Source organism: Clostridium chromiireducens, assembly GCF_002029255.1.
Classification (GTDB): Bacteria; Bacillota; Clostridia; order Clostridiales; family Clostridiaceae; genus Clostridium; species Clostridium chromiireducens.
The window spans coordinates 1-19,818 of sequence record NZ_MZGT01000080.1; the positions used below are offsets into that span (position 1 = coordinate 1).

Consider the following 19,818-nt stretch of genomic DNA (forward strand, 5'->3'; position numbering starts at 1 on the left):
CCTTTATTTCAATATATATATATTTACGTTATTTGATAAAGTTTATAAAAATATAGTCGAATATATAAAGGAATAATGTAGTAAATAGTCGAATATAATTAACGACAGTGATTTGGAGGTGAAGATATAATGGATGAATTTACAGATATATATTTTAAGAAATATTGTGATCTGCTATACAAAAGGACGGGCATATTTGTCAAAGAAAACAAAAAAGAAACCTTCAAATTGAAAATAGAGAAGTCAATGAGAAAATTAAATATACACAATCATGATGAATACTTACTATATTTGCAGAAATATGATTGTGAAGAGCATTTTCAACAATTTATAAATGATATGACTACAAATACAACTGAATTCTTTCGAGAGAAGCAGCATTTTGATTTTATAGAAAATAATATACCATTTATAATGAAAAACAACCCTAGAATTGCAAGGAAAAATGAAATTAGAATATGGAGTGCAGCTTCTTCTTCAGGACAGGAAGCTGTATCATTAGCAATACTTTTTAGAGAGTGTTTTGGTAACCGCATAAACATTAAAATTTTAGCAACAGATATAGATAGCGAAATATTATCAAAAGCAGTAAAGGGGATATATTCTTACTCTGAATGTAAAGATATACCTGAAGAATTTCTTTATAAATATTTTGATAAAGTTAGAAATGGTTTTTCTATAAAAGAAGAAATTAGATCCATGATTCAATATAGGCATTTTAATTTAATGCAAGATTACAATTTTAAAAAAGGATTTGATATTATTTTCTGTAGAAATGTAATGATTTATTTTAGTAATCCTATTCAGGAAATGCTAATTAATAAATTCTATAACAATATTGTGCAGGGAGGACTACTATTTATTGGGCATTCTGAAAGTTTAGTTAGTAAATCCCACAAATATCAATATATTGGACCTGCTATATATATGAAGTGATTGGAAGTGAAATAGAAATATGAATGAAATACTTGAGGGGTATATTGAAGATTTAAAGTACAATTTAATGAGTTTAAATGAAGCCTTAATGGAAATGGAAAAAGGAAATACCAGAAATGATGTAATAAATACCGTTTTTCGAGTAGCTCATACAATTAAGGGTAATTCAGCAGCTATGGAATTTTATAATATAGAAAAAGTGACACATAAGATGGAAGACCTTCTTCAAGAGGTACGTAGCGGTCAGAGAGTCTTGACAGATGAAATTATCAATATTTTGTATTCTTTCCATGACTTTATGGAGGATTGTCTTACATTTATTAATAAAGATAAATGTGATAAAAATATTGTTATTACAGAAATAGTTGAAGGATTAATAAAAATTCTAACAGGAAATGCACCATATATAGATGAATCATCTGAAAACAATAATAAACATGATGAGATATTAAGCAAACTAGAAGAATTTAAGAGTGATACGGAATTATGGAATAGAATATTAGAAAATTTTAATAGAGGTTTTATACCATATTGGATTGAGGTAACTATAGATGAAAAATGTGTAATGAAATCTATTAGAACCTGGCTTATTTTTGAAGTAGCTAGTGCTTATGGTTCAATAATCTCATCTGTGCCTAAATGCCCAAGTGAAGAGGAACTAGGAAGTGATGAAGAATTTATAATTAATAATAATAGCATTAGTTTTCTAATTGTTACTGATAAAGATGTAGATTTGCTAATTAATGAATTGTTCAATACATCAGAAGTTACCAAAGTTAAAAAGCAAGAAATTGTTATAGATTTAATTAAGCAAGAACTAGAAGGCAGCAAAAAAGAAAATGAAGTTACTATTGATGAAAAAGCAAATGCATCAAATTCGCAGAATATAAAACAAAGCCCATCAAGTGAAAAGCAGGCAGAGAATTTTATCAGGATACCTGTATTGAAAGTCGATGGCCTTATGGATATGCTTGGAGAGCTTCTTATTTTAAATTCTCAGTTTGAGCAGCAGATTAGTGAAGCTTTTGGAAGAAATTCTGCGATGATGAATAATTTGTCAAGGTCATCAAAGCTGATTAAGGAAATACAAGCTTCATCTATGTCTCTTAGAATGATAGAAATTAAACCAACATTACATAGACTTCACAGAGTTGCAAGGGATACAGCAGCTGAACTTAATAAAAAAATCTCCATAATAATTGAAGGGGAAGAAACAGAAATTGACAGAAGTGCAGCAGAAAAAATATTTGATCCATTGATGCATCTGGTTAGAAATGCTGTTTCTCATGGTATAGAAGAGGAAGAGGAAAGAATAAAAGCTGGTAAAAAGATAGAAGGCACAATAAAAATAAAAGCTTATAGTAAAAGAGATAGTGTCTATGTAGAGGTATCTGACGATGGAAAAGGTATTAATACACAAAAAATTCTAAAAAAAGCGTTAGCTTTAAATATGGCTGAAGAAAATAAAGTATATAGTGAAGAAGAAATTATAAAATTTATTTTTAAGCCTGGCTTCTCTACACAAGAAGTTGTTAATAACATTTCTGGCAGAGGTGTAGGAATGAATGTAGTAGAAGAAGTTATTTCGCATTTGGGTGGAAAGATTGATGTAGTAAATGTTTTAGGGGAAGGTTGTGCTTTTACAGTAAAAATCCCTATGAATCTTGCTGTAATGAATGGAACAATAATTGAAGCAGCAGGAGGAAGATATATTATACCTACTTTATTTATTAAAGAGTTTTTTATAGTAGATAAGAGTAATTTGGTTAGTATTCAAAATAAAACGGAAGCTTTACTCATAAGAAACAACGTTATTTCAGTTGTAGATGTGCCTAAGATGTTTAATATTCCAGAAAGCGATACACTACATAATTTAAGAGAAGTTGTTATATTAGAAATGGATCAAAAATTACTAGCATTTCCTGTTGATAGGATTATTGCACGGCAGGAAATTGTATCTAAACCTTTAGAAAGTGAATTTTCTTCGATTTCTTATGCATCAGGGGCAGCTATACTTGGGGATGGAAGGGTATCTCTTATATTAGATGTTGAGGAAATGTTTAAAATGTAGGAATTAAAACTGGTTTTAAAGGATGGAAATTAATATGGATAAGATAAAGGTATTGGTAGTGGATGACTCCGCTATGGTAAGGAAAATATTAAGTAGTGAACTGTCAAAAACAAAAGAAATTCAGGTTATTGATACAGCACCAGATCCGTATATTGCGAGGGATAAAATCATAAAATTAAAACCTGATATTGTTCTTTTAGATATAGAAATGCCTAGAATGGATGGATTGACCTTTTTACGCAAGTTAATGAAGTACTATCCAATTAGAGTTATCATCGTTAGTTCCATAGCAGAAAATGGCAGCGAAACAGCTCTAAAGGCATTGGAATATGGTGCACTAGAAGTAGTGGCAAAACCATCAGTTTCATATTCTGTAAATGATATGATTGAACAGCTCATAGAAAAGATATTAGCAGTTTCAAAAATTCCAAATTGGAAAGTAGGAATTAAAGAAAATAAAAAAGAGGTTGCTGTTTTTAGTGAAAATAAGAAATCGTCTCTTATTAAAACTACAAATAAAATTATTGCGATTGGTGCATCTACAGGAGGCACAGAAGCATTGAAAGAATTACTAGAAAAAATGCCTCCATCTGCACCTCCAATAATGATAGTGCAGCATATGCCTCAGCATTTTACGAAATCCTTTGCACAAAGGCTGAATCAAATATGTGCCATAGAAGTAAAGGAAGCAGAAGATAGGGAAATACTTTCTCCTGGGAAAGCCTTAATAGCGCCTGGTAATATGCACATGGAACTCAGAAGAAGCGGTGCAGTATATTATGTGCAGCTTCATAATGGACCTATGGTTTACCATCAACGTCCTTCGGTGGATATTCTATTTGATTCAGTTGCAAAGTATGCAGGAAGGAATGCTGTAGGAGTTATACTTACTGGTATGGGAAAAGATGGTGCAGCTGGTCTTTTGAATATGAAAAATGAGGGCGCATATACTATTGCCCAAGATGAAAAAAGTTGTGTGGTTTTTGGAATGCCGAAGGAAGCAATCGAAATGGGAGCTGCTAAAAAAATAGTTTCACTAAATCACATTGTAGATGACATAATTCAATATTTAAATAATTAAATCAGAGTGGAGGTGTAGAAATGGCATTAGAATTGAATAAATTTCTTACATTTAATATTGGAGAAGAATTTTATGGAATACCAGTTTTGAATGTTAAAGAGATAATTGGCATGTTAGATATTACTCCGGTACATAAAATGCCAGAATATATAAAAGGAATTATAAATTTAAGAGGTAAGATTATTCCTGTAATGGATTTAAGAGTTAGGTTTGGAATTCCAAGTAGAGAATATGATGCTAGAACTTGCATTATTGTTATTGAAACAGAAGTATCAAATCAAACTCGTTTAACTGGAATGGTAGTTGATACAGTTTCTGAAGTTTTAGATATAAATAAGGAAACAATAGAATTACCTTCATCATGTTTTGGAGGAGTCAATAAGGATTATCTTACAGGAATAGGAAAAATAAAAGATAAAGTTATTATGCTGCTTGAACCTATAAATATTATGTCAACAGATGAAAAAGATGTAATCTAAAAATTAGAAATTGGAGGTAAGGAAAATGAATTTTAGTAATTGGAAAGTAAAGAACAAAATCATTTTAAGTATTGTAATGTCGTTTATAATGTTTTTTATAATGGGGGTAGTTGCAATACTCGCAACTGGAAAAGTATATGACAATGGAATTTATATAGCTACAAATAGTCTGCCTAGTATTGATACAGCCAATGCTATAAATACAGCAACTAGTGATTATCTAGCATTTCAATATAAGCATGTAATTTCAGAGGATCAGGGTCAAATGGTAAATTTAGAAAAAAACATGGCGGATAAAAATTCACAAATACAGCAGCTAATACAAACATATAGTAAAGATATGATTTCTAATGATGAAGACAAGAAATTAATAGATTCTGTTAAACAAAAATGGGATAGTTATACGGAGGTAAGCTCTAAAGTAACGGCACTTAGCAGAGATATGAAAACCGAAGATGCTATGAAATTAATGGAAACTCAGGGGCTTCCCAATTTTGACGATGCCAGTAGGCTTCTTAATGATTTAGTTATATTTAATCAAAAGCTTTCAAAGGAAGATACTGATAACCTAAGTTCCACATATAGTACTACTAAAATAGGAACTATAATATTTTTATGTATTGGTACAGTAACATCTATAGCAGTAAATGTTTTGATACTTTTATCTATTACTAAGCCACTAACAAAGAATTCTAACAAATTAGGAGAAGTTGCTAGGTCTATTGCTGGAGCATCAAGTCAATTGGCAGCGTCAAGCCAGCAATTAGCAGAAGCAAGTTCTGAACAAGCGGCTTCTATTGAAGAGGTATCCGCAACAATGGATGAATCATCTTCTATGGTGATTCAGAGCACAGAAAATACAAGACAAGCCTCAACCCTTGCAAATCAAGCTAATGAAGCTTCAACTACAGCTAGTTTGGAAATGAAGGACATGATGGTTTCTATGGAGGAAATCAAGCAGTCTAGTTCAGAAATAGGGAAAATAATTAAAGTTATTGATGAAATAGCATTCCAAACAAACATCTTGGCACTAAATGCAGCAGTAGAAGCAGCAAGAGCTGGAGATGCAGGAAAAGGATTTGCTGTAGTTGCAGAAGAAGTACGAAATTTAGCCCAAAGAAGTGCAGATGCTGCTAAAGATACAGCAGGAATCATTGAGAAAAATATACAACTTTCTGGACGTGGAAGTGATGCTGCTGGGAAGGTAAATACTGCATTAGATGATATTTCTTCTAAGGTTGATAAATTAAATAACCTTATTTCAGAAATTAGCGCTGCTAGCCAAGAACAGGCTCAAGGAATAGAACAGGTGAATAGAGCAATTAGTCAGATGGAATCAGTAACACAGCAAAATGCTGCTGGAGCAGAAGAAAGTGCTTCTGCTGCAGAAGAAATGAAAGCTCAAGCACGCACATTACAAAAGATAGTTGAAAGTCTTACTTTAATGGTTAAGGGGGCTATTGAGATTGATGATGAAGGATTTAATATGAATATTAAAAATAATATGGGAAAGAAGAAAAGTAAAGGTTCTTCATACTATAATACAAGATCTGTTTTAGATAATAAGAAAGTAAAATATACTAAAACTATGACAAATCCAGAAGATATAATACCTTTAAATGAAGATGATGATTTTTAAGGCATATGAAATAAAATATGCTGACAGATGTATTAATTATTTTTTGAATTTGCCTAAATAAGATGATTATAAATTGAATCAGTGCAAATATAAAAAGTATATTTGATAGATAAGGGACAACAGCAGAAAGTTTTGTTTTCAATAGAAAACTTTCTGCTATTTTTTTAATATTTAATTAGCTAAATTTAGCGATAAAATCGATCTAAAATAAAATTTGAACATTAGGGGGAATCAAAATGAGAAACTTCAAAATTAGCACGAAATTAGGTATATTAGTATCAGTTGTAATTGTTGCTTTGATTATTGTAGGATTATTCTCAATATATAATGGGCGAATAGCTACTGCTAATATGGATAAGATGTACAATAATAGCGAAAAATCCATTGAAATTGGAGGAGACTTAAGAACACAGACAAGAGCTAACAAGGCTAATCTTCTCGATTTAATCATTTCAAAAGATGAAAAATATAGAACACAAGTAAATGATGATATTGAAAAGCGAAATAAGACTATAAATGATGATATGGATAAATTAAATGAATTATCAGCTGATGACAAACAGAAGGAATTATACCAAACAACAAAAAATAACTTGGCAGCTTATGAAAAGGAGTTTTTAAATTCAGTAGATTTAGTAAAGGCTAATAAAGTTGATGAAGCATATAAATCATATATTAATAGTGTTAATTTATTAGAAACATATCAAGCAAGTGTAAGGGATTTAAATGATTATAACTCAAATAATGCTAAAGCTATTTATGACAATTATAAAACAAATGCACAAAATACAGAACGTATTACATTTTTTATCGTAATTTTGGCTATTACTACGGCTTTAGGTATTAGCTTATATATTATTAAGAATATCAGAAAGTCAATGTCAAGTTTATCACTTACGTTAAATTCTATGAAAAATGGAGATTTTACTGTAGAAATTCCTGAAGATGTGCGTAGCGTAAAGGACGAAATTGGAGTAATGTCAATGGATGTTTTTCTTATGCAAGGATCTTTAAAGAAATTAATTGAAATGGTTAAAAATGAAGCAATAAATGTTAATCAAAATGTAAATGGAAGCTTAGATAATATAAATATTATGAATAATAATTTAGAAGATGTTTCTGCAAGAACAGAAGAGTTAGCAGCCAACATGGAAGAAACCGCAGCGTGTTCAGAAGAAATGACAGCTGCCACACAGGAAATAGAAAGAGCTATAGATACTATAGCTAAAAATTCACAAAAGGGTGCAGTTGAAGTTTTAAACATTAATAAAAGAGCATCAGATACAAAAGAAAGTGTTAATATAGCACAAAAGAAGGCAGATGATATATTTGATGGAACAAAAGGAGAGCTTGAAAAAGCAATTGAGAATTCTAAGATAGTAACTCAGATAAATGTTTTATCGCAATCAATAATGGCGATTACTGAGCAAACCAATTTACTTGCATTAAATGCAGCGATTGAAGCTGCAAGAGCAGGGGAAGCAGGAAAAGGATTTTCTGTTGTAGCAGAAGAAATAAGAAAATTAGCTGAACAGTCTAAGGAAGCTGTAATTGAGATTCAAAATATTACTACCAAGGTAACAGATTCATTTATTGAACTTTCGGGCAGTTCAAATAAACTTCTTCAATTTGTGTCAACTGATGTGTATGAGGATTATAAAACAATGCTTGAGGTTGCAGATAAATATAAAGATGATGCAAACTTTGTTGAAAATCTTGTTACAGAATTCAGTTCAACATCAGAAGAACTTTTAGCATCAATACAGGATGTATTAAAGACTATTGATGAAGTGGCACAAGCTGCTAGTGATGGAGCTGAGGGAACAACTGATATTTCTCAAAGAATAGCTGACGTTACTTTAAAATCTAGTAATGTGTTGGATCTATCAAATAAATCACAGGATAGCTCAGAAAAATTAAAACAAGAAATTTCAAAATTTATAGTCTAGTTTATTAAATATAAATCAAATAGTGACCGGTAAGCTGAGATTTTCTTGAATTGCCAAGAATTTAAACAAGAACTAGGGGTTATAAATATCCCTGGTTCCTTTTGCTGCTTCAATTTATTATGGTATATTCAATTCCTTTAGCTTATGATAAATTACCATACATGCATAAGATTCCTGAATTTCCTATTTTCCTCAGAACTCTTCCTCCCTAAAAATATCGCTGTTTAGCAGCACAAGGATTTCCAGTTGCATCGGTATAGAATACAGCTTTTCCATGTTCTGCATAATGTCCGGCAAGACCTGCTTTTTTAATTTCGTCCACAGTTGCATTCTCCATAAGTTGATATACCATAGTAGCAATTATTTCTACATGAGCCATTTCTTCTGTTCCTATATCTGTTAAAAGTGCCTTAGATTTACCAGTAGGCATTGTAAATCTTTGATCTAAATATCTTAATGCAGCACTTAATTCACCATCTGGACCACCATATTGAGTTATTAGGTATTTGGCCATAGTTAAATCTTTGCATTTAAGATTTACTGGATATTCTAATGTTTTTACATAATACCACATAAACTTTTACTCCTCCTATTAACAATTTTCCCATGGCCATGGTTGTTCGACCCATGCGCGTGGATTTTCTACATGAGCAGAACCCAGATTAGTTAGTGGACCATAATCTTTTTCATATTGATTAATCAAGTCATTTAACTTGCAAGATACTTTGTCATAATCATCTTTTGCATTTTTATCATCTGGAAAATTGTCAAGGTAAAGATTAAGTTCTATAGCAGAAAATTGGTATATTCTTATAGTATCTAGTGCATCTTTAGCGTGCATTTTTTTCACCTCTCATATTTCATTTTTTTGTATTGATAATAATGCTCATTTGGATCGCCATGATCATGAGCACGGTATGGTCTGTAAAGGTCTTTAAAGATTGTACCTTTAAGAAATCCTTCCTTGATTGAATACAAATTTTCATATTTTTGAGGAATTATATATGCACGAGCATATTCTTTTTCTGGTTTACACATACAGTCATCATGTCTGTACATAAAGTTTACTCTCCTTTGTTTGTGACTTACTTAATTAATAATCTATGCAGATTATAAATTAATGTGATATAAAATATTACAAATTTTAGAATTAGAATGTTTTTTGTAGTAATATAGATAAAAATTATATAAATATGTTTACAAATAATGGTTATGGTGTTAATTTATTTTAAGAAGGTAAAATTAAAGATGAAGAATTTTAAGAATTAAAATTTATTGGGGGACAGGATTATGAATTTTGATAATGTATTTGAAAATTATAGTAAATATATTTATAATTATGCACTTAAACTTTCTTGCAATCCTAGTGTTGCTGAAGATATAGCTCAAGAAACTTTAATTAAAGTTTGGGAAAACATTTCGCAACTTAAAGATGACAATGCAATAAAAAAATGGATTACAATAATTTGTCTTAATATTTTTAGGATGAAAATGAGAAAAGAAAAAGGATTTAGGGAATTATCTTATGAAGAAATTAATGAACTAGAAGGAGATGGGAAGCTTTTTACATCTAATGATCCTCTTCCAGAAGATTATGTAATAGTTGATGAATCAATTAAAGATTTACAAAATGGTTGTTTTCTGGCAATGGTACGAAGGTTAACATTAAATCAAAGAATAGCATTTTCACTTGTAGATATGTTTGGCATAAAGGTAGATGAAACTGCAGAAATATTACAACTTTCTAAAGCTGCTACAAAAGGACTCCTTTATAGAGCAAGAATGAATCTTGATTCATTTTTTGGAGACCATTGCAACCTTCTGAGCATTGATAATCCATGTAGCTGCAGTGCTTGGATTGAGTTTTCTAAAAGAAGAAGTGATTTACAGAAAGAAGTAGAAAAAATTAAGTTGGTTAACTATTTAGATTATAAAGAGAAAGATTACAAGTATGATGAGGAAGTAAGAAAAAAAGTTAAATACCTATATGAAAATATGCCAGATAAGAAGCCTTCAGATGAATGGTATACAAGCGTAATTACAGCTTTACATAAAACTAATGAAATTAAATATAATTAACTCTTCTACATCATTTTGCAATGAAAGAAATGTTAATTAAGAAAAGTCGCACTATTTATAGATGCGGCTTTTCTTATATACAAAATTGATATGGATAAATAATTTATAGAAAAATATTTTGGAAAAGTATTTACAAATACAAAATTTAGAAGTATGATAAATACATAAGTTCAAATTGATAATATCTAAATGATTAAAACAAAAGATATATGGCAGATTAATATTTAGTAATATTAAATTGATACAAGATTAATTGATATAATATCGCAAAAATTAATGAAGAAGGTGCTGCAATTGAGTTGTAATAGTTTATATAAGAATGAAGAAGAGTTCCTAAAGAAATATGATGTAAGCATTTACGAAAGACCGAGTGTTACAAATGATGTAATAATATTTACTACAAGTGATCGTATTGAAAAGAATTCCAGGAAAGTTCCTAAAAAAGGTATGCAGATTCTTTTAATTAAAAGAGATGATTATCCTGATATAGGTAAGTGGGCAATACCAGGCGGTTTTGTTAGAAATAATGAAAGCTTAGAATCAGGAGCCATTAGAATATTAAAAGAGGAGACGGGGATTGATAATGTGTATACTGAGCAGCTATATACATTTGGTGAACTTAATAGAGATCCTAGAACACGAGTTATAAGTATAGGAAATATAGCTTTAATATCAAAGGATAAAATTACTTTGAAAAAAGAAAAGAATAGCAAAGAAACAAAATGGTTTTGGGTTGAAAAAAGCCTATTAGACTCTAGTAAAGATGAAAGCTTTACTACAAACAGATATAAATTGAATTTTCAAAGCGAAGATAATGAGATAGATATTGAATATGAAATAATTGAAAAGATTGAAAGAAGTATTTTTAGAAAAAAAGAAGAAAAGTTTAAATTACTAAGTAATAGTGACCAAGAGTTAGCTTTTGATCATAATAAAATAATTAATTACGCAGTTGATAGAATTAGAAATAAAATTGAATATACTCCTATTGCTTTAAATCTTTTACCAAAGTTGTTTACAGTAAAAGAACTCCAAAATGTTTATGAAGCTATAATGGGGAGAGAAATTCTTAATTTTAGAAGAAAGATGGATAATATGATTATAGAAACCGATGAGATAATCGAAGGTAAGCCATTTAGACCAGCAAAGGTTTTTAAGTTTAATGAGAATTTTGAACATGAATTTTAAATAAGAGAAATGAGGGGTATAAAATGATTTATTTAAATGGTAAAGAAGTATCTATTACAAAATTTCCAAATGGAGAGAGCCTAATAAACTCCAAAGAATTGAAGATACAAGAAGATATCAATGAAATAAAAGTTAAATTTCAAGATGATAAAGACATTACTCACTTAATGTTTTTAAAAGAACATTTAGATGAATTAAATAAAAAAAGTACTTTGGTTATTCCATATATGCCCTACAGCAGAATGGATAGGACTGAAGGAATGACAATTTTTACTTTAAAATATTTTTGCAGACTTATTAACCGCTTAAGATTTGAAGAAGTTTTAATTTACGAACCTCACTCAGATGTATGTATTGCTTTATTGGATCGAGTTAAGGTTATAGATATGTCACAAAAGTTAGCAAATAATGTGCTTGAAAAACTAAATAATAGTCAAGAACCTGTTTATTTAGTTTATCCAGATGCAGGTGCTGCTAAAAGATATGGAAAACAAATAGAATATGAAAAAATACTAACTGCCAATAAAGAAAGAGATTTTAAGACAGGATATATAAAAAAGCTTGATATGAATGGAAATATTGATGATGATAACTTCAAAGCAATTATAGTAGATGATTTATGTTCAAAGGGTGGAACTTTCATTTTAACTGCAAATAAATTAAAAGAAATGGGGGCTTCTGAAATCTATTTAGTAGTTACTCATTGTGAAGATTCAATTTTTGATGGTGAAATTTTAAAGACGGATTTAATCACTAAAGTATTTACTACAAATAGTATTTTATCAAAAGTTCATGAGAAATTAGAAGTCACTATAATTATATAAATAAACGTAAAAAGTTTAAGATAAGTAATTTATATAAATTTAAATGTTTAAAAAGAAATAAAGTTTACTTGTTAAAAATAAAAGAATTTTAGAACTTTTAAATTAATAAATTTAAAAACAAAAATATTTTTAAAGATAAAAATATAAAAAGTTAACAATTTATAGTGTTTTCAATGTATTGAGAAAGTATGATATGGAAATAGTGAAATTATTTAAAAATTTAATTAGTAAAATTGGGGGAGAAGATTATGAATAAATTATTAGTTGTTGTAGATTATCAAAAGGATTTCGTTAATGGTACTTTAGGATTTAAAAAAGCAGAGAGCTTAGAAGAGGGAATATATAATAAAGTAAAAAAATATCTAGATAATGGTTACAAGGTTTTATTCACTTATGATACTCATTTTGAAAATTATCTAGAAACAAGAGAAGGAAAGAATTTACCTGTACCTCATTGTTATATATATACTGAAGGTCACAATCTTTATGGAGAATTAAAAGAATTTGTAGGTGTAGAAAATACTTTTCATTATAATAAGAACTCTTTTGGAATAGCACCAAAGGATATGCTAAAGATATCAAAAGATGTTGGAGAAGATATAGATGAAATAGAGTTTGTTGGGATTGTTACGAATATATGCGTGATAAGCAATGTGATTACATTTCAATCTCAGTATATAAATGCAGACTTAAGTGTAGACGGAACTTTATGTGCAAGTTTTGATGATAGTCTTCATGAAAAAGCATTAGATGTAATTGAATCACTAGGCGTTAAGGTTATAAGATAGGAGAGATATAAATGATAGATCCATTATTGTTAACTGATTTTTATAAAACAATACATCATATGTGTTATGCACCAGGACTCACAAAGCTTGTAAGTTATTGGACTCCTAGAATGTCCAGAAAAGAAGACATGAATAAAGTAGTTATGTTTGGACTTCAGTCTTTTATAAAAAAATATTTAATAGAATATTTCAACCAAAATTTCTTTATGGTTCCTAAGGATGAAGTTGTTATGGAGTATAGGAGAGTAATATCTAAAACCATGGGAAGCATAGCTGCAGATACAGCTCATATAGAGAAATTGCATGATTTAGGCTATTTACCTATACAAATTAAAGCAGTTCCAGAAGGAACAAGAGTAAATATAAAAACACCTATGATCGAAATAACTAATACTCACGATGAATTTGCCTGGCTTGTAAATTACTTGGAAACCTTCATGAGCTGTAATATATGGCAGCCTATGACAAGTGCAACAATAGCATATAGGTATAGAGAAATTGTAGAAAAATATTTTGATTTAACTGTGGAAAATGGTGATGTAAAAAAAGCTTGTGGAGATTTTAGCATGAGAGGATTTAGTTCTATTGAAAGTGCACAGGTCAGCAGTGCAGGACACTTGCTTTCATTTACCGGAACAGCAACAATATCATCAATACTTTACCTTGAAAAATATTATAACTGTAATATTGAAAATGAAATAGTTGGTCTTGGAACTCCATCAACAGAGCATAGTGTAATGTGCACTTATGGAACTGATGAGCTTAAGGCTTATAAGAGATTGATTAATGAAGTATTTCCAAGTGGTGTTCTTAGCATAGTTTCAGATACCTATGATTATTGGAATCTTATAACTAATATTCTTCCAATATTAAAAGAAGATATATTAAATAGAGATGGAAAGATAGTGATTAGAGGAGATAGCGGAGATCCAGTTAAAATAATCTGTGGAGATAGTGAAGCACCAAAAGATAGTCCTGAATACAAAGGAACAGTTGAACTTCTATGGGATATATTTGGCGGAGAAATTAATGCTAAAGGGTATAAAGTCTTAAATTCTCATATAGGAACAATTTATGGTGATAGTATTACAGTTGAAAGATGCGAAGAGATCTGTAAGTGCCTTGAACAAAAAGGATTTGCAGTAAGCAACTGTACTTTTGGAATTGGATCATACACTTATCAATATAATACTCGTGATACTTTTGGATTCGCTCTAAAAGCAACTCATGCAGTAATTAATGGTGAAGAAAAATTCATCTTTAAAGATCCTAAAACTGATACAGGGAATTTCAAAAAATCTCAAAAGGGTATGTGCTATGTATACAAAGATGGAGAAGATATTATTTATAGGGACGAGCTTACTATAAAAGAGCAGGACGAGTTTAAAGACAATTTATTAGAAGTGGTTTTTAAGGATGGAAATTTAATCAAAGATTATTCACTTAAGGAAATAAGAGATAGGTTACACGGTTGAGGTGATGATCTTGTTTAATGTTGATGAGATACTTGGAATGAAATACCCCTATGAACTTTTTACAGGTGACAAGGATATAGCGAAAAAAGAGCACATTAATCTTCTTAAAATGTTTCATCCTGATTTGCATAAAGATTCAGAGAAATACAAAGAGGCTGCAAGTAAAATTAATGAATTATATACTGAAGCTATTAAATTATTAGAGAATGGTAACTGGATAGGAGATGGATTGATTAAAATAACCAGTTCTGATGGTGAAAAATACTCAATGAAATATAATGTACAATATTCATTTGAGCTTGGAAAATATTATATTGGAAATAGATCAATTTTATATTTAATTGATAAAGTACATCTAAATTTTATAGATAATGCATTAGACAGAATCAAAAATTTAAAGTACGAGAATAACAATATGAAATTTGAGTTTGAAAAGTATTTTCCCAAAGTATCAAGAAAATTTGAAACCATAGATGGAAAAATAGGCATTCTTATAGAAAAATCAGAAGATGCTTTTTCTCTTAAAGATATATTAAGCTATTATAGTAATAAAGTTCCACCAAGACATGTAACATGGATTTTAAGCAGTTTATACAATATAGCATGTTTTCTATATTATAATAATCTGTCACACAATGGATTAACTATTGATAATTACTTTATATCTCCATCATATCATAATGGATTTTTATTAGGTGGTTGGTGGTATACAGTACCTATAGATGGGAAGATGCTTGGAGTATCTAATGAAATTTATAATATCATGTCTCCAGATATGAAATCTACTAAAAAGGGCACGTTTCTCTTAGATTTGGAATCCATAAGATTGATTGGTAGAACTTTACTTGGGGATAAAAATGGAATAGATATCATAGAAGATCCAGATATACCGAAACCGCTTATTGATTGGGTTAGAGTAGTTTCGGTAAATAACCCTATAGAAGAATATAAGCTTTGGGATAAAGTTATTAAAGAAAGTTATGGGGAGAAAAAATTTATAGAAATGAATATTGATATAGATAAATTATATACCAATAAAATATGAGAATTTAGGAGGTATTAAAATGGGAACAGGAAGATGGGATTCAAGGGCTTGGGATAGCTATTCAAGTGCGGCAATAAGAGGAAAGAAAACAGTAGATGATGTATTTGCGGCAAGGAGTCTTGATCCAACCTTGAATCCTTATAAAGTGAGTTTTAGGGAGAGCTGTGACAGCAGTGATAATCCAAACTCAACACCAATTATTATTGGATTAGATGTAACTGGTTCAATGGGTATAATCGCTGACAATATCGCAAGGGTAGGATTAGAAAAGTTAGCGACTGAAGTATATAATAGAAAGCCTGTGTCTGACCCTCATATAATGTTTATGGGGATTGGTGATGTAAAGTATGATTCGGCTCCTTTACAAGTAACACAATTTGAAGCTGATATTAGAATTGCAAAAGAGCTAACTAAAATTTATGTAGAACACGGCGGGGGAGGAAACAACTCTGAAAGTTATACTCTGCCTTGGTGGTTTGCTGGGATGCATACAAAATGTGATAATTATATAAAAAGAGGAAAAAAGGGATATTTATTTACTATAGGAGATGAAGAGTGTCCGAAAACAGTCCTAAAAAGCGAAATTGAAAAGGTCTTTGGAGATACAATCCAGACTGATAGTATGTCGGCTCAAGATTTATTAAGGCTTGTATCTAAGCAATATGAAGTATTTCACATTATTATTGAAGAAGGAAACCATATGCGTTATCAGCCAGATGAGGTAATAAAATCATGGAATGAAATATTGGGGCAGAGAGCTTTAAAATTATCAGATTATACAAAGCTTCCTGAACTTATAGTATCAACACTTCAAGTATTGAATGGTGAAAATAAAGATATAGTTTCAGATAGCTGGGATGGAAGTACAAATTTAATAATTAGAAATGCTATAAAAGAACTGGTTCCAAATGCAAAAGATGATAATGGACTTGTAAAGTTTTAATATTATCCCCTCATTATTTATAATGGGGGGATGTGTTTAATATCATAAAAGGAGAGTGGAGCATGAAATACATAAAAGTGATAATAGGTTCTAATTTTGGAGATGAAGGAAAAGGGTTAATGACAGATTACATGTGTTCTATAAATGAGAATCCGATTGTAATTAGATTTAACTCTTCTGCACAAGCAGGTCATACAGTAGTTACTCCAGATGGTAAAAGGCATGTATTTGGTCATTTCTGCTCAGGAAATTTACAAGGTATTCCAACTTTTTTAAGTAATTATTTTTCAGTAAATCCATTATTATTTCTAAAAGAATATGATGAGTTAAAAATGAAAAATATTGATCCGTATACTATGATTGATTTAACTTGTCCTGTGATCATCCCTCAAGATATGATTTTAAATCAAATAGTAGAAAGATATAGAGGAGATAATAGGCATGGCAGTTGTGGGCTAGGATACAACGAATCTATTATAAGAAATAATATAGAAAGATATAAGATAACATGTAATGAGCTTTTAAACAAAAATTATATAGATAAATTAGAACTTATAAAAAATGAATATATAAAAGATAGACTCCAGGAGTTAAATTTAGTTGGTTGTAAAGATAAGTTAATGGCGAAATTATATGATGATAGTATAATAAGTCATTTTATTGATGATATAGGCAGGCAATTTATACCGAAAGTACACTTTATTAATATAAAAAAGGTAGCAGAAAAATATAATACTCTGATTTTTGAAGGAGCTCAAGGGTTAATGTTATCAGAGGATTATAAATATTTTCCTCATGTAACACATTCAAAAACCGGTATAAGCAATGTGATAAATTTATTAGAAGAAATAAATAATTATCAATTAGATATAGAAGTAATTTATCTTACAAGAAGCTATTTAACAAGGCATGGGGCTGGACATTTGCCAAATGAAGTTCAAGAAAAACCATATAAAAACATTATTGATTCAACAAATATTTCCAATGAATTTCAAGGGACATTGAGATTTGCACCATTAGATATAGATTTATTGGCAGAGAATATACAAAATGATTATACGAAGATACTGCCTGTAAAACAACATGGATGCTGGAATATAAAAAAATCCATAGGTTTAACGTGCTTAGATCAAATAGATAATGATGAGGCAATTTATTATAAAAATAATCTTTTGTGCGTAAATAGCACCAATAGGTTCGTTGAGGAAATATGTGAAAAAATTAAACCGGAGAATTGTTATTTAAGTTATGGAAAAACTAGAAACACGATTATAAAGCGTTGAAATATAGATAAACTTTTGGAACGTTTGTTAATTGGTGAAGAGTATGGTATCATGTAATTCTTAGAAATAATAAGAACGAGGGGAGAAATGAATTCATGGATAATTTACCAAATTGCCCAAAATGTAATTCAGAATATACATATGAAGATGGGAGTCTTCTAATTTGTCCAGAATGTGCTCATGAGTGGTCTGCAGGATTAGAAAGCCAAAATAGTGAAGATAATAAAATTGTTAAAGACGCTAACGGAAATATTTTAAGTGATGGTGATTCTGTAACAATAGTTAAGGATCTTAAAGTAAAAGGTGCTTCATCAGCATTAAAAAAAGGTACAAAAGTAAAAAATATACGTTTAGTTGATGGAGATCATAATATTGATTGCAAGATTGATGGATTTGGAGCTATGAGTTTAAAATCTGAATTCGTTAAAAAGATATAAACTTATTAGAGTATTTAGGAGAGCAAATCGAGATGGATTTGGCTCTCCTTATTTCGTTGTTTAAAATAATAAATTTCACGAAAATATTATTATCGAATAATATATAAGTTAAAGAGTATTTTATTGGAGAAAAAAATGGATAAAAATTATCAAGGGTATATATTGGATTGTAATATTTTGAGTGAAAATATTTATCGGCAAGCTTTTGATAGCATAACTATGGAGATAAACGATCTTAAATATTTAGTAGAAGCTGATTGGGGAGATCAGTATAAAGCTAAAGGCAAACTTTTTATAATAGTAAGTTTTCCACTAGAAGAATCACCATTGTTACGAGAAACAATAAATAACGAAATGGGACAATGTTTAAGTGATTTACAGATAAAAGCGAAAAAATTACTTGATCCAGTACTGCCTTCAAATGACAATTCACTTTTGTCAGATGATTTCGAGGGAGTATTTAATAAAGTGCGTGAAGAAGTACAACGTGAATTTAGGAGATGCTTAGAAAGTGCCCCTAGCTTTAATTCAGTTTTTAAGGATTATGGAAGATTTATTTCAATTGATTTAGTTCTTATTCAGGATATATTGGCATAATCAGTAAGTTAAAAATAAAGATATATGATTTTAGTGCCATGCTATATGGATTTAAAAGTGTGTGCTTACAATATAATAAATAAAAATATAGTTTATTAGCGTGATACTTGCTTCTTGTGTCAGAAAAATAGTACAAACAACGTATATTATATAGATTGACTGAATAAAATCATATATATAACTTGTATGGAGTGAGCGGATGAATAATGATGTAAATATGATATTAGAAAAAATAAAGGTTACGCCTAAAGTGCGTTGTGGTAAACAATCAATAGTAGTGTTATCTAGTAACGATACAAAATTAAATACTGAGCGTTTTAGTGAAGCTATTGAATACATTTGGGAACATAACATAGTTAAAATATTAAAGGTAGAACGTAGAAATATTTATATAGCAAAGATATATGTAGATGTTTCAGCGTAATTTTTGAGAACTCTAGTGATAGGGTTCTTTTTATATTCATATAAACCATTGTTAAATAATAAGGTTAGTATAATATTACCTCTTAAATAATCTTGTTAGTTTGAAATTTGCAACAATAGCATTTCAATTTTAAATGAATATATATGTATTGATAGTAATTCTGCAAAAAGGAAAATCAGAATGTTAGAAATAAAAATATTATTTAAAAGTGGATACATCGGGTATTTTACACCAATAAATGAAGACGATCCAACTGAAGAAAGTATTTTTAGGCTAAGAGAACTTATAAGTACTGCTAAGAAACAACTTATGAGAGGTAGCTTTGAATTAAAAGAATTAAAAACAGATTATATAACTGTAATAGATGTACAAGAAATAGTAACGTTTGGAACAAGATTAGTAGAAAAAAGTAATGAACTAATACTGAATAAACCAAAATGCGTAAATAAAAAGGTTAGTAAGAAGAAGAAAACTTAGGTCTTCACTAAAAAGTGAAATATCAATAAGTACATAAACAAAAGAATTTTTAATATTTATTTGTGTTTAATGTCAGAAATTAATATTAAGTATCGAATTATAT

The 19,818-nt window shown here is 29.6% G+C and carries 20 protein-coding genes and 1 pseudogene; 18 read left to right on the forward strand and 3 right to left on the reverse strand.

The window, feature by feature from the left end; translation table 11 throughout:
* The first annotated feature begins 129 nt into the window (after positions 1-129).
* From CLCHR_RS20500 to CLCHR_RS20525, 6 genes are all read left to right on the forward strand, one after another.
* A complete protein-coding gene (locus CLCHR_RS20500) occupies positions 130-936 on the forward strand; it encodes a CheR family methyltransferase (RefSeq protein ID WP_079441776.1) in 807 nt (268 codons plus the stop codon).
* A gap of 19 nt (positions 937-955) precedes the next feature.
* Positions 956-3,007 (forward strand): chemotaxis protein CheA, encoded by a 2,052-nt coding sequence (locus tag CLCHR_RS20505; protein ID WP_079441777.1) that lies wholly within the window; start codon positions 956-958, stop codon positions 3,005-3,007.
* 34 nt (positions 3,008-3,041) lie between these two features.
* Positions 3,042-4,088 carry a protein-glutamate methylesterase/protein-glutamine glutaminase gene (locus CLCHR_RS20510; protein ID WP_079441778.1) on the forward strand — a complete coding sequence of 349 codons (1,047 nt, stop codon included), beginning with the start codon at positions 3,042-3,044 and terminating at the stop codon, positions 4,086-4,088.
* Between the two features lie 20 nt (positions 4,089-4,108).
* Complete coding sequence (locus CLCHR_RS20515) at positions 4,109-4,567, forward strand: chemotaxis protein CheW (protein ID WP_079441779.1); 459 nt, start codon at positions 4,109-4,111, stop codon at positions 4,565-4,567.
* Positions 4,568-4,592: 25 nt separating this feature from the next.
* A complete protein-coding gene (locus CLCHR_RS20520; RefSeq protein ID WP_079441780.1) occupies positions 4,593-6,206 on the forward strand; it encodes a HAMP domain-containing methyl-accepting chemotaxis protein in 1,614 nt (537 codons plus the stop codon).
* A 236-nt stretch (positions 6,207-6,442) separates the two neighbouring features.
* Positions 6,443-8,155: a methyl-accepting chemotaxis protein gene (locus CLCHR_RS20525; protein ID WP_079441781.1), complete on the forward strand. Its 1,713-nt coding sequence runs from the start codon at positions 6,443-6,445 to the stop codon at positions 8,153-8,155.
* A 226-nt stretch (positions 8,156-8,381) separates the two neighbouring features.
* On the opposite strand, the pseudogene CLCHR_RS20530 reads toward CLCHR_RS20525, so the two are convergent.
* The 3 genes and pseudogenes from CLCHR_RS20530 to CLCHR_RS20540 all read right to left on the reverse strand — a co-directional run.
* Positions 8,382-8,729, reverse strand: a pseudogene (locus tag CLCHR_RS20530) (manganese catalase family protein); the annotation flags it as partial.
* An 18-nt stretch (positions 8,730-8,747) separates the two neighbouring features.
* Positions 8,748-8,996 (reverse strand): spore coat protein CotJB, encoded by a 249-nt coding sequence (locus CLCHR_RS20535; protein WP_079441783.1) that lies wholly within the window; start codon positions 8,994-8,996, stop codon positions 8,748-8,750.
* 5 nt (positions 8,997-9,001) lie between these two features.
* Entirely contained in the window at positions 9,002-9,214 is a 213-nt protein-coding gene (locus tag CLCHR_RS20540) for a spore coat associated protein CotJA (RefSeq protein WP_079441784.1), read from the reverse strand.
* 231 nt (positions 9,215-9,445) lie between these two features.
* On the opposite strand from CLCHR_RS20540, the gene CLCHR_RS20545 reads away from it, so the two are divergent.
* From CLCHR_RS20545 to CLCHR_RS20600, 12 genes are all read left to right on the forward strand, one after another.
* Positions 9,446-10,234 (forward strand): RNA polymerase sigma factor, encoded by a 789-nt coding sequence (locus CLCHR_RS20545; RefSeq protein WP_079441785.1) that lies wholly within the window; start codon positions 9,446-9,448, stop codon positions 10,232-10,234.
* Between the two features lie 276 nt (positions 10,235-10,510).
* Complete coding sequence (locus tag CLCHR_RS20550) at positions 10,511-11,422, forward strand: NUDIX hydrolase (RefSeq protein WP_079441786.1); 912 nt, start codon at positions 10,511-10,513, stop codon at positions 11,420-11,422.
* Positions 11,423-11,445: 23 nt separating this feature from the next.
* Positions 11,446-12,246 (forward strand): ribose-phosphate diphosphokinase, encoded by an 801-nt coding sequence (locus tag CLCHR_RS20555; protein ID WP_079441787.1) that lies wholly within the window; start codon positions 11,446-11,448, stop codon positions 12,244-12,246.
* Positions 12,247-12,494: 248 nt separating this feature from the next.
* Positions 12,495-13,034: a cysteine hydrolase family protein gene (locus CLCHR_RS20560; protein WP_079441788.1), complete on the forward strand. Its 540-nt coding sequence runs from the start codon at positions 12,495-12,497 to the stop codon at positions 13,032-13,034.
* A gap of 11 nt (positions 13,035-13,045) precedes the next feature.
* A complete protein-coding gene (locus CLCHR_RS20565) occupies positions 13,046-14,509 on the forward strand; it encodes a nicotinate phosphoribosyltransferase (protein WP_079441789.1) in 1,464 nt (487 codons plus the stop codon).
* 10 nt (positions 14,510-14,519) lie between these two features.
* Positions 14,520-15,554 (forward strand): J domain-containing protein, encoded by a 1,035-nt coding sequence (locus tag CLCHR_RS20570; RefSeq protein WP_079441790.1) that lies wholly within the window; start codon positions 14,520-14,522, stop codon positions 15,552-15,554.
* A 19-nt stretch (positions 15,555-15,573) separates the two neighbouring features.
* On the forward strand, positions 15,574-16,497 hold the full coding sequence (locus tag CLCHR_RS20575) for a hypothetical protein (protein WP_079441791.1): 924 nt from the start codon (positions 15,574-15,576) through the stop codon (positions 16,495-16,497).
* A 62-nt stretch (positions 16,498-16,559) separates the two neighbouring features.
* A complete protein-coding gene (locus CLCHR_RS20580; RefSeq protein WP_079441792.1) occupies positions 16,560-17,780 on the forward strand; it encodes an adenylosuccinate synthetase in 1,221 nt (406 codons plus the stop codon).
* 95 nt (positions 17,781-17,875) lie between these two features.
* On the forward strand, positions 17,876-18,217 hold the full coding sequence (locus CLCHR_RS20585) for a zinc ribbon domain-containing protein YjdM (protein WP_079441793.1): 342 nt from the start codon (positions 17,876-17,878) through the stop codon (positions 18,215-18,217).
* 135 nt (positions 18,218-18,352) lie between these two features.
* A complete protein-coding gene (locus CLCHR_RS20590; RefSeq protein ID WP_079441794.1) occupies positions 18,353-18,814 on the forward strand; it encodes a hypothetical protein in 462 nt (153 codons plus the stop codon).
* A 199-nt stretch (positions 18,815-19,013) separates the two neighbouring features.
* A complete protein-coding gene (locus tag CLCHR_RS20595; RefSeq protein WP_079441795.1) occupies positions 19,014-19,238 on the forward strand; it encodes a hypothetical protein in 225 nt (74 codons plus the stop codon).
* 180 nt (positions 19,239-19,418) lie between these two features.
* On the forward strand, positions 19,419-19,715 hold the full coding sequence (locus CLCHR_RS20600) for a hypothetical protein (RefSeq protein ID WP_079441796.1): 297 nt from the start codon (positions 19,419-19,421) through the stop codon (positions 19,713-19,715).
* Positions 19,716-19,818: the final 103 nt, after the last annotated feature.